Source organism: Roseitranquillus sediminis (genome assembly GCF_016918935.1).
GTDB classification, from domain to species: Bacteria; Pseudomonadota; Alphaproteobacteria; order Rhodobacterales; family Rhodobacteraceae; genus Roseitranquillus; species Roseitranquillus sediminis.
Genome location: NZ_JAFFOB010000019.1, coordinates 67,204 through 78,888 on the forward strand (window position 1 = coordinate 67,204; position 11,685 = coordinate 78,888).

An 11,685-nucleotide genomic window follows, 5' to 3' on the forward strand; every position below is an offset into this window, starting at 1 on the left:
CTGATTGGCAACCCGCCGCGGTCAGATGAAGCGCGAGACGTAGTTCTCCAGCCGCTCCTGCCGGCCAGACCGCGGCTCGGGCCGCAGGTCCTGTTCGCGCACGCGCGCCGCGATGGCGTCCAGCGTCTCCTCCTCGAGCATCCGCCGCGCATCCCGGCTCTGCCAGCCCGCATAGCGCTCTCGCCGCGCCGCCTCGAGACCGCCGTCTTCCATCATGGCCGCCGCGGCCTTGAAGCCGCGGGCGCAGACGTCCATCGCGCCGACATGCGCGGCAACGAGGTCGACGGGATCGAGCGACTGCCGGCGGAGCTTGGCGTCGAAGTTGGTGCCGCCCGTCGTGAACCCGCCGGCCTTCAGGATCTCGTAGTAGGCGAGCGCGACCTCGCGCGGGTTGTCAGGGAACTGGTCGGTGTCCCAGCCGGACTGGTAGTCGTTGCGGTTCATGTCGATCGAGCCGAAGAGGCCAAGCGACGCGGCCAGCGCGATCTCGTGCTCGAACGAGTGACCGGCCAGGATGGCGTGGCCCTGCTCGAGGTTCAGCTTGACCTCATCCTGCAATCCGTAGCGGTGCAGGAAGCCGGCCACCGTTGCTACGTCGTAGTCGTACTGGTGCTTCGTCGGCTCCTGCGGCTTGGGCTCGATCAGGATCGTGCCCTTAAAGCCGATCTTGTGCTTGTGATCGACGACCTTCGACAGGAACGCCCCTGCCTGATCCGCCTCGGCCTTGAGGTCGGTGTTGAGGAGCGTCTCGTAACCTTCGCGCCCGCCCCAGAGAACGTAGTTCTGCCCGCCGAGGCGGTGAGTCGCATCGAGGACCGTCTTCACCGTGGCCGCAGCGTAGGCGAAGACATCCGGGTCCGGGTTCGTCGCCGCGCCCGCCATGAAGCGACGGTGCGAGAAGAGGTTCGACGTGCCCCAGAGAAGTCGGGGTCCGCCCGCCTCCATCTTCTCGCCAATGTAGTCGACGATCTCTTCGAAGTTGCGGGTGCTTTCGGCGAAGCTGTCGCCCTCGGGACGGATGTCGAAATCGTGGAAGCAGAAGAACGGCTGGCCCAGGATCGCGAAGAGATCGAAGGCGGCATCGGCCTTGGCGCGCGCCGCCTCCATCGTTTCGCCGAACCACGGGCGCTCGAACGTCTGGCCGCCGAACGGGTCGCCGCCCGGCCAGGCGAAACTGTGCCACCAGGCGACGGCGAAGCGGAGCTGGTCCTCCAGCCGCGCGCCGCCCACCGTCGCGTCGGGATCGTAGTGGCGGAATGCCAATTCGACCCCGCTCTCCGGTCCTTCGTAGCGGATCGGCTCGATGCCGGCGAAATAGCTCATCGGGTGTCCTTCAGCGATGTGTACGTGGCGCGGTAGCGGGCGTGCGCGGCGTCGAACGCCTCAACAAGGTCCGCCTGCGGCTCGAACGTCCGCCGGACCGGGGGCGGCGCGACGTACAGGTCACCGGTCTCGGCCATGCGGCCAAGGCGGGCGGCCCCGAATGCGCCGCCGAACTCACCGTCCGCCGGCACGTCGAGCGGGATGCCGAGCGCGGTGGCGATGCAGGAGAGCCAGTAGTTCGACCGGCTGCCGCCGCCGAGTGCGAGCGCCCGCTCGAGGCGTGTGCCGGTGGAGGCGAGGGCGTCGCGGCAGTCACGCACCGCAAAGGCCACACCCTCCAGCACCGCCCGGGTGGCGGCGGCGGTGTCCGTCGCATGCTCAAGGCCGACAAAGGCGCCGCGCGCGGCGGCGTCGTTGTGCGGCGTGCGTTCGCCGCCGAGGTAAGGCAGGAACGTCGTCCGCCCCGGCGCGCGCAGCGGGCCGAGGTTCTTCGTGAGCGCGTCGGCGCGGCGGCCGACCAGTGCGGCGAACCAGTTGAGCGCGTCCGTCGCCGACAGGATCACGCCCATCTGGTGCCAAGTCTCCGGCACGGCATGGCAGAAGGTATGGACCGCCGTCTCCGGCGCGGGGCGGTAACCGTCGGTCGCCACGAAGAGCACGCCGGAGGTACCGAGCGACAGGAATGCCGAGCCCTCGGCCACCACACCGGCGCCGATGGCGGATGCCGCGTTGTCCCCGCCGCCGCCGGCGACGACGGTGCCGGGCCGCAGGCCCCATCTTGCCGCGATGCCCTCGCGCACGGCGCCGGACGGGGCCGCACCCTCGACCAGGCGCGGCATCGCTTCGCGACCGAGGACCGATTTCGCGAGCAGTTCGTCCGACCAGTCTCTCGCCGGGGTGTCGAGCCAGCCCGTGCCCGCGGCGTCGGACATCTCCGAAACGTACTCACCCGTCAGCCAGAGGCGCAGATAATCCTTGGGCAGCAGGACGCGCGTGGTCCTGGCGAAGACCTCCGGCTCGTGACGCCGGACCCACTCGACCTTGGGCGCGGTAAAGCCTGGAAAGACGATGTTGCCGGTGATGTCGCGCCACGCCGGGTCAGCATCCATCTCGGCCGCCTCGCGGTGCGAGCGCGTGTCGTTCCAGAGCATGCAGGGCCGGCGCGGCGCCCGATCATCGCCCAGAAGCGTCGCGCCATGCATCTGGCCGGAGAGGCCAATGCCGCGGACACCGGAGAGATCATGCGCTGCTGCCAGCGCGGCGAGCACTGCCTCGGCGGCGGCGATCCAGTCCGCCGGATCCTGTTCGGACCAGCCGTCGTGCGGGCGCGATACCTGAAGCGGCGCCGTCGCTTCGCCGACGAGACGCTCGTCGTCGTCGATCAGGACGGCCTTGAGGCCGGACGTGCCGAGGTCGAGACCGAGATGCATCAGGCGGCCTGCGGCATCTTGCCGAGGATGATCATGCCCAGGATGTCGTCTTCGGTAACGTTCGCGACATTCACCGTGCCGACCAGTTCGCCGTTCTTCATCACGCTGGCACGGTCGCACATGGCCATGACCTGATGGATGTCATGGTCGATCAGGAAGATGCCGATGCCCTGCCGCTTGAGCTCCTGGATCAGGTCAGAGACCATCTTGGTCTCCTGCACGCCGAGGGCGGCGGTGGGCTCGTCCATGATCAGGATGCGGGCGTTGAAGTAGACTGCGCGGCTGATCGCCACCGACTGTCGCTGTCCGCCTGAAAGCGCCGCGACCGGGGCGCCGAACTTGCGGAAGTTCGGGTTGAGGCGGCCCATGATCCTGCGGGTCTCGGCCTCCATCGCCGCGTCGTCTACGAAGCCCAACGGCGTCGTCAGCTCGCGGCCAAGGAACAGGTTGGAGGCGGCGTCGAGGTTGTCGGCAAGCGCGAGCGTCTGGTAGATCGTCTCGATGTTGTAGCGCCGCGCATCCCGCGGGTTGTTGATCTCCGCCCGTTCTCCGTTGACGAAAATCTCGCCCGAGTCCTGCTTGTAGGCGCCCGAGAGGCACTTGATGAGCGTGGACTTGCCGGCGCCGTTGTGGCCGAGCAGACCGACGACCTCGCCCGGATAGAGGTCGACGCTGACGTGGTCGACGGCCTTGACGCCGCCGAAGGCGATCGAGATGTCGCGCAACTCGACAAGGGGGGTTCCGCTGCGATCGACCATCATTTGGCTCCCGTCCGGCGGCGGTAGATGATGTCCACCAGCACCGCGAACACCAGGACACCGCCCACGACGATGTTCTGGAACGGTGCGTCCACGCCCACCATCGCCATTCCGGACTGCAGCGACTGCATGATGAGCGCGCCCAGAATCGCGCCGTAGATCGTGCCGATGCCGCCTGAGAGCGCGGTGCCGCCAATGACGGCGGCAGCGATGACCCGCAGCTCGTCCAGCGTACCGATATCGTTGGAGTGGAAGGTCAGCCGCGCCGACGCTACCAGCGCCGCCAGTGCGCAAAGCGCGCCCATCAGCGCGAAGACCTTGACCGTGAGCAGGCGGGTATTGATGCCGCTCAGCTCTGCCGCGTCCGGATTGCCGCCGGTTGCGAAGATGTAGCGGCCCAACCGTGTCTTTCGCGCGATCAACGTCATCACCACCGCCACGGCCAGCAGCAGCAACACGGAGTAGGGAATGCCGTAGCCCGCCGTGTAGCCCGCCGGCATGGTCTCTCCGCGTGCCTCGAAGATGCGCTGCAGGCGCGGGCCGGGAACCTCGTAGCTGTTCAGAAGCAGGACGAAGCCCATTATGCCCACCGCGGCGACGGCCGCGATGACGGCCTCGGCCCAGAGCGGCTTTACCGGGAACTCGTGCGCGAGCTTCGACCGGCGTCCCTGCCACATCGCCACCCAGGCGGCCAGCACGGCGAGCATGCCGACGATCCAGCTGCCGGTCTCGCCCAGGGTGCCGCCGATACCGCCGAAGAGCTGGTAGGTCTCGTCGAGGGGACCGATCGTCTGCCCGTTCGTGAGGTACCAGGCGACGTTGCGCCAGATCAGCAGGCCGCCGAGCGTCACGATGAAAGCCGGGATGGTGAGATAGCCGACCAGCCAACCGTGGAACGCGCCGATCAGCGTGCCGCAGACGAGGCCGGCGACGATGGCTAGGGGCGCGATCAGGGGGTGGCCGAGGCCCAGCCCCAGCCAGCCGGGCACGATAACCGTCTGCGTCATCGCCATGATAGCGGAGCAGGTGGCGAGGAGGGAGCCGACCGAGAGGTCGATATGACGCGTCACAATGATGAAGACCATGCCGGTCGCCATGATTGCGACGCTGACGGTCTGGATCGTCAGGTTGAAGATGTTGCGCGGCGTCAGGAAGCGTCCGTCGGTGACGACGTTGAAGACCAGCGCCAGCACGACAAAGGCGCCGATCATCCCGAGGAGGCGCGTGTCGAGTTCGAGCGACGCAAAGACGCTGCGTCGTGTCGGCGCCGGTTGCTGTGCCGTCTCGGTCATGGTTGGTCCCCGATGCCCTTGAGTGCGGCGCCGCCCTTGGCGCGCGGCGCCGCGTCAGATCAATTGCAGGGCGCCGGGCCGTTCTGTACGCCCTGGCAGAGCGTTTCCTGATCGATCCAGCCGGCGTAGACGATCGTTGAGAGGTTCTCCTGCGTGATCGGCACCGGCTCGAGGAACTTGGCCCAGAGGGTCGTGCCACCTGGCGAGGTCCATTCCTCGGCGCCCTCGATCTCGCTCATCTCCGTTCCCTGCGCCAGTGCGACCGCGATTTCGCCGCCCTCGCGGCCGAGGTCGCGACTGTCCTTCCAGACGCTGACGGTCTGTGTGCCCTGCGCGATGCGGTTCAGCGCCGCGTGGTCGGCGTCCTGGCCCGAGACCGGGATGCCGTCCATCCCCTGTGCCGCCAGCGCCGCGACTGCGCCGCCCGCGGTGCCGTCGTTGGACGCGACGACCGCATCGACCTGGTTGTCGTTCGCGGTCAGGATCTGCTCCATGTTGCGCTGCGCGTTGGCTGGCACCCAGCCGTCGGTGTAGGCTTCGCCGACGATGTTGATGCGGCCGGCGTCAATCGCCTCCTGCAGCACCTCCTGCTGTCCACCGCGGAGGAAGTCCGCGTTCGGATCGGTGGGCGAGCCCTTGATCATCACGTAGTTGCCCTCGGGCGCCTCCTCGAGCACTTCGCGCGCTTGCATCCGGCCGACCTCGACGTTGTCGAAGGTCAGGTAGAAGGCGCGCGGGTCCTCGATGAGACGGTCGTAGGCGATGACAGGGATGCCCTCGTCCGCGGCCCGCTGCACGGCGGGAATGATCGCCTGCGTGTCCTGCGCAAGGATGATGAGAGCATCGACGCCCTGAGCGATCAGGCTCTCCACGTCGGAAAGCTGCTTGGCCGAAGACGACTGAGCGTCGGCCGAAATATACTCGGCGCCCGCTTCGTCGAGCGCGCCCCGGATTGCGGCCTCGTCCGTCTTCCAGCGCTCCTCCTGGAAGTTCGACCAGCTCACGCCAACGGTCAGGTCGTCCTGCGCGTAAGCGGTCGCAGACAGGCCGACGGACATCGCCGCAGCCGACAGAAGTGCGTATCGCATCTAGTCCTCCCTATGGTCGGGTCGCCGCCGCCGGCTGCCCGATCTCTTGATGAGGTCGACGATGACGCGATCAAATTCGGTTGTCAAAAAGTGCTTTAGAGGCGCCGCGCCTGATTTAGGCTGTCGGCGCGCAGGAGCAGAGGCCATGGCAACCGGATTCGAGAGCACGAGCGACATGGGCACGAGAGGAAACGTGGCTCCATGGCCGCGTGGGCTGGCGCTCGCTTTGGTCCTCGTGGCGCCCGGGGGGCGGGCGGAGGTGCGGTTCGAGGACCGCTCGGTCGACCTGCCCGTAAGCCACGTCTATTCCGGCGAATGGGAGCACTTCGTCGGCGGGGGCGTGGCGGTGTTCGATTGCGACGGCGACGCGCTGCCCGACATCTTCGCCGCAGGAGGAACTTCGCCCGCGCGCCTCTTCCGCAACCGCGGCGACTTCCGCTTCGAGCTGGGCGCGTTGCCGGAGATGACCGCCGTCACCGGTGCTTGGCCGCTCGACATCGACGGCGACGGGCACATGGACCTTGCCGTGCTGCGGGTCGGGGAAAACATGCTCCTGCGCAATCAGGGCGACTGCGCGTTCGGCCGGGGCGACTGGGGGTTCGCGGCTGGTGACGCCTGGTCGACCTCCTTCGCCGCGACGTGGGAGGCGGGCGCGGGGCTGCCGACGCTGGTCGTGGGCAACTACGTCGACAGGGCCGATCCCGAGGGGCCGTTCGGCGCCTGCGACGCCAGCGAGCTGCACCGGCCGAGGAACGATGGCTACGGAAAGCCGGAACGCTTCGAGACGCACTGCGCACTGTCGATGCTGATATCGGACTGGGCGCGGAGCGGGCGGCGCGACCTGCGAGTCTCGAACGACCGGCACTACTACATCCGCGGCGGGCGCGAGCAGATGATCCGCCTCGACACGATGGAGGAGCTCGGGGGCGGCGACGGCTGGCCCGAGGTCTCGCTCTGGGGCATGGGCATTGCCAGCCGCGATCTGACGGGAGACCGTTTGCCGGAGGTCATGTCCACCTCGATGGGCGACCAGCTCCTGCAGATCGCCACGGCCGACGGCTATGTCGCGGCACCCTACGAGATCGGCACCTACGCGGCGCGGCCGTTTCTCGGCGACGACGGGCGGCCCAGCACGGGCTGGCATGCCGAGTTCGGCGACGTCGACAACGACGGACGCGACGACCTCTTCATCGCGAAGGGAAACGTCGACCAGATGCCCTCGAACGCACTGAAGGACCCGAACAACCTGCTGATGCAGCAGTCGGACGGGCGCTTTGCCGAGACGGCGGAAGCGGCAGGCGTGGCGACGGTGGAGCGCGCGCGGGGTGCGGCGCTCGCGGATTTCGACCTCGACGGGCGGCTCGACCTTGTGGTGGTCAACCGCCGGGCGCCGATGGAGTTGTGGCGCAACGTCAGCGACGGCACCGGCCACTGGCTGGCCCTGAACCTGGAGCAGCCGGGGCCGAACCGGAACGCGGTCGGCGCCTGGATCGAGCTGGAGGCGGACGGGCGGACGCGCTGGCGTGAGATCACCGTGGGCGGCGGACACGGCGGCGGCCAGGCGCTGCCGCAACATTTCGGCCTCGGGAGCGAGATGGGGCGCGGGTGCGGGTGCATTGGCCGGATGGCGGAGTCTCGGACTGGACGGACGTCGGAGTGGATTCCGGGCTGACGCTGCACCGGCTGCGCTGAGGGCAGGCGGCGAGCGCGGCGCGCTCGGGCGGCCCCGGTCGGGGCCACCGCTCGTCGCGCCGCCGGGGGCTGACGCCCCGAGACGAGTGGCTACGTCGCTCTCAGCGATCGACGGGCAGGCCGCTCGGTACGGTGTCGGGAATGCCTGAAGCGTCCGTCGCGGCCGGGTCCGTCAGGGCCTCGAGGAACGCGAGCAGGGCCTCGATCTCGCGTTCCGACAGCCTCGCGGCCGGCTGCTCCGCCGCGGCCAACATCGCCTCGAGCTCTCGCAGATCCTCGAGCGGCAGGTAGTCCGTCGCGCCGGGCAGGGGCGGCAGTACGGCCTCGGGATCGTAGGGAAGGCTCGGGTCGAGATGGTGGTGGAGAAAACCCTCTAGCATCGCGAAGGCGCCGGCATGGCCGTAGGGGGCGGTGACGGCGACATTGCGCAACGAAGGCGTCCGGAAGCGGTAGGCATCCTCGTCGCGCCCCGTCACTCGCATCCTTCCCACATCGCGGTGGTGGCTCTCGAAGCGCTCGGCCTTGCCCGGGCCAAGCTGTGGCTCGCCCGTCGCGTGGAACGCGTGGTCGGTCAGGAAAGGGCCGGAATGGCACGAGGCGCAGCCCGCCGGGCCGTAGAAGAGTGCCATGCCCTCTGCCGCCGGACCATCGAGCGGCGCCTCGCCGCGAAGATGCGCATCGAAGGGGCTGCCGTCGCTCCGCCACTCGTCGGCCACGAAGGTGGCGATGGCGTTGGAGATGTCGGTGAAGGCGATGGGACTTCCCGCCGCCACATGGGGGTATGTCTCGCGGAAGCGGTCGGCATATTCGGGAATTGCGGCGACACGGCGCGCGATCAGGTCCCAGGCGCCGCCGTCGCCCGTGATGCGGCCGCTGCGCACCGCGATGGAGACGTCGTTTTCGCCGTAATGTCCCGCCATTTCGTCGGGCGAGAGGACCGGGAACATGGTCTGTGCCGACAGGACACCATCAAAGCCGGCGACCATCTCGTCCTCCATCGGCGTGCGGAGGCTCGAGGGGCGCGAGGAATCGCTCTCGACGCGCCCGTCGTGGAACAGGACCTGGAACTCACGCGCGCCGAGGTTGAAAAGCGCTGCGGCGTTGCGGGGGATCCGCTGCTCCGGCAGGTTTGCGGGATCCGCACGTCGCTCGGGCCCGACGCCGATTCCGCCTTCGCCGAGACCGAGCGACAGTCCGTCCGAAGTGCCGAAGCGCGGATGATGGCAGGTGCCGCAGGAGATGTTGCGGTTGCCCGAAAGGATCGGATCCCAGAAGAGCAGCCGCCCCAGCGCCGCCTCCTGCGGGTCTATGGGCAGGTACATCTCGTCCGTGACCGGCGGCGGCAGTTCGGCCCGCGCAGGCAACGCCAGGAGCGTGAGGGCGATGAGCAGTCGCATCAGGCGGATGCTGAAGCACCCGCCGCCGTCTGTCGAGGCTGCGAAGAGTGACCGCGGTGCAGTGGCCTGCGTCGAGCGGCGCCGTGAGAAGATGGTTGTCCCGCCACCCCGGGCTTTTGCACGCCTCGTGAAAGGAGGTGCGCAGGACGCTTCAAGGCGCACGCTGCCTTTGCCTGCTTGACGCGCCCGCGCGCGCACTCAACCTTAAGGTGTCGAACCGGGAGACGGAAGACATGCGGCGACCATCACGAGGTCAGGTACCCGAGTCGTCGGCATGAGCGCCCGCTCTGTCTCGACGGCCCTCGCGACGCTCACACTGGCGATTTCCTGCGGTGTTCTGCTGATGACCTGGGCCGATGGAACCACATCGCTTGAGCTCTTTGGCTTCGCACTGAGTGGAATGGTGCCAAGTACTGCCCTTTCTTTCGTCCTTGTCGCGCTCGGCATACTTGCGACCCCCCCGCTGGCGGGCCGCGCAGTCCCTGCGACGGCCATCGCCCTTGTCGTCGCCTGCGTCGCAGTGGTCGATCTGGCAGCGCTGGCCGCGGGAGAGGTCGGAGGCATCGAGGGGCTGGTGGCGGAGGACTGGCGGCAGGGGTCCATGTCATTCGCGACCGCCTTCCAGTTTCTGCTAGCCTCCTACTGCCTTGCCGCTCTCGCCAGTGTCCGCCTGCAGTCCGATCGTGCCTTCTCCGCTTGCGCCACCCTGGGCCTGCTCCTGTCCCTAGTTGGGGTTGTCGGATACGCCTTCGACTCACGCGCGTTGACCGAGATTTTCATCTTCTCCGCGATGGCGCCGCACACGGCCGTCACGGCCGCGATGCTCCATGCCGCACTCCTCGCCGCACGACCGCAGGCAAGCTGGATCGGCCTGCTCTTCGACGTCGGCACTGGATCCGATGCAGCGCGGCGGATGCTGCCGTTCGCGGTGCTCGGACCGTTTCTCCTGTGCCTCGGAACGCTGGCCCTGGTGAGGGCGGAAGTGTTCGATCCGAATTTTCGCTTGAGCCTGTTGACCATTCTTCTGATGACGGTCTCCTCGCTGGCGGTGCTCCGCAACGCCGAGACAGTCAATCACGCCGAGCGACAGGCGCGCCTCGATGATCTGACGGCCCTGATCAAGCGGGACTATTTTATGCAGGAGCTGGAGCGCGGCGTGGAAGGCGCCGCGAAGGACGGCACGAAGGTCGGACTCGTCCTCTTCGACCTCGACCGGTTCCATTCGATCAACCAGCTGCTCGGCGACTCGGTGGGCGACGCGGTACTGCGCAGCGTCTCGGAACGCGTGGCCGCGGAGATATCCGGGACCGACACGCTTTCGCGCACCGGCGGCGACGAGTTCGCGCTGATGGTCTGCGGACGACATAGCCGTGACGAGATAATCGCAGTGGCGGAGCGGATCCGCGCAGCGGTTTCAGGCCCGGTCACGGTCAATGGCGGCGCCATCGACATCGGCACCAGCTTCGGCGTCACCATCTTTCCCGATGACGCGACCGATACAGCCTCACTCTGGCGCAGCTGCAACCTTACTCTGTCCACGTGCAAGTCCTACGGACGCGGCTCGATCTGCTTTTTTGACGAGAAGGTGGCTGCGGCAGAACTGAAGCGTTCGCAGTTGGAGAGCGAGCTGAAGGGCGCGATCGAGCGGGACGAGATGTTCCTGGAATTTCAGCCGCTTTTCGACATTGCCACGCGTCGGATGACCTGCGTCGAAGCGCTGGTCCGCTGGCAGCACGTACGGGAAGGCCTCGTCCCTCCCGTCGACTTCATCCAGGTGGCCGAGGAAAGCGGCGCGATCCGAAGCCTGGGACAGTGGGTGCTCAGGAAGGCGTGCGCGCAGCGGGCCGCCTGGAAGGCGCGAGGGCTCGACTTCAAGGTCGCGGTCAACGTCTCGCCAGCCGAAACGGCCTACGACGACTACCCCGATTTCCTCGCGCGGACTCTCGACGCTGCCGGACTCGACGGAGACGATATCGAGCTGGAGATCACCGAGGGGGCGCTGATCGACTACGAGATCCCCTCGGTCAGGAGCTTTTTCCGGGTCTGCGAAAGCCGCGGCATAGGCCTCGTCATCGACGACTTCGGCACCGGCTACAGCTCGCTCAGCTATCTGCGGCGCGTGCCGGTCTCCAAGATCAAGATCGATCGCTCCTTCGTCTGGCAGATCGAGCACGCCGAGGGGGAGAAGCTGGTCGAGGCGATGGTGCGCGTCGGCAAGAGTCTCGACAAGCGCATCGTCGCCGAGGGGATCGAGAATGCGGCGCAGGTCGAGGCGCTTAGGCGCATCGGCTGCCACGACGTGCAAGGCTACTATTTCAGTCCGCCGCTCAGAGCCGAAGCTATCGCCGTGTGAACCGGCTCGCGCGTCCGCGTCGAGTGAAGCGGCGACCCTTCCGGCATCCCGCTTCCTCGCAGGGCGGGATGCCGGGAAGCCCCGGGCACAGCGGGAAACCGATGCCCGACCAGGCAGGCGCGTTGCGGATCTCGGCAACGCCGTTCGTCAAAGGCCGCGTTCTGGGCCTCGATCCAATCCGAGACTTCCGCGCAAGGATTGCACGCTAGCGGCTACGGACATGAGGCTGGAGGGACTGGAGCGGGTGAAGGGAATCGAACCCTCGTCGTAAGCTTGGGAAGCTTCTGCTCTACCATTGAGCTACACCCGCACCGCACGGTGTCGTAGCCGCCGTCCCTTGACGCGTCAAGCG

General features: G+C 67.7%; 8 protein-coding genes and 1 tRNA gene. 2 read left to right on the forward strand and 7 right to left on the reverse strand.

Annotated elements, in window-relative coordinates:
• Positions 1-21: 21 nt before the first annotated feature.
• The 5 genes from xylA to xylF are packed head-to-tail and all read right to left on the reverse strand — an operon-like array spanning position 22 to position 5,891.
• Positions 22-1,323, reverse strand: coding sequence for a xylose isomerase (gene xylA, locus JM664_RS13860; RefSeq protein ID WP_227420520.1), 1,302 nt, complete (start codon positions 1,321-1,323; stop codon positions 22-24).
• Positions 1,320-2,753: a xylulokinase gene (gene xylB / locus JM664_RS13865; RefSeq protein ID WP_227420521.1), complete on the reverse strand. Its 1,434-nt coding sequence runs from the start codon at positions 2,751-2,753 to the stop codon at positions 1,320-1,322. Before xylB ends, xylA begins: the two co-directional genes overlap by 4 nt.
• Entirely contained in the window at positions 2,753-3,511 is a 759-nt protein-coding gene (locus JM664_RS13870) for an ATP-binding cassette domain-containing protein (RefSeq protein ID WP_227420522.1), read from the reverse strand. Before JM664_RS13870 ends, xylB begins: the two co-directional genes overlap by 1 nt.
• Positions 3,511-4,803 carry a sugar ABC transporter permease gene (locus tag JM664_RS13875; protein ID WP_227420523.1) on the reverse strand — a complete coding sequence of 431 codons (1,293 nt, stop codon included), beginning with the start codon at positions 4,801-4,803 and terminating at the stop codon, positions 3,511-3,513. The genes JM664_RS13870 and JM664_RS13875 overlap by 1 nt, the downstream gene beginning before the upstream one ends.
• Positions 4,804-4,862: 59 nt before the next feature.
• Entirely contained in the window at positions 4,863-5,891 is a 1,029-nt protein-coding gene (xylF, locus tag JM664_RS13880; protein ID WP_227420524.1) for a D-xylose ABC transporter substrate-binding protein, read from the reverse strand.
• 145 nt (positions 5,892-6,036) lie between these two features.
• Here xylF and JM664_RS13885 point away from each other — a divergent pair, with 145 nt between their 5' ends.
• Positions 6,037-7,563, forward strand: coding sequence for an FG-GAP repeat domain-containing protein (locus JM664_RS13885; protein ID WP_319637541.1), 1,527 nt, complete (start codon positions 6,037-6,039; stop codon positions 7,561-7,563).
• A gap of 121 nt (positions 7,564-7,684) precedes the next feature.
• Here the strand turns inward: JM664_RS13885 and JM664_RS13890 are convergent, their stop codons facing one another.
• A complete protein-coding gene (locus JM664_RS13890; RefSeq protein WP_227420525.1) occupies positions 7,685-8,980 on the reverse strand; it encodes a cytochrome-c peroxidase in 1,296 nt (431 codons plus the stop codon).
• A gap of 274 nt (positions 8,981-9,254) precedes the next feature.
• On the opposite strand from JM664_RS13890, the gene JM664_RS13895 reads away from it, so the two are divergent.
• Positions 9,255-11,333 (forward strand): putative bifunctional diguanylate cyclase/phosphodiesterase, encoded by a 2,079-nt coding sequence (locus JM664_RS13895; protein WP_227420526.1) that lies wholly within the window; start codon positions 9,255-9,257, stop codon positions 11,331-11,333.
• A 236-nt stretch (positions 11,334-11,569) separates the two neighbouring features.
• On the opposite strand, the gene JM664_RS13900 is transcribed toward JM664_RS13895, so the two are convergent.
• Positions 11,570-11,643, reverse strand: a tRNA-Gly gene (locus tag JM664_RS13900).
• Between the last annotated feature and the right edge of the window lie 42 nt (positions 11,644-11,685).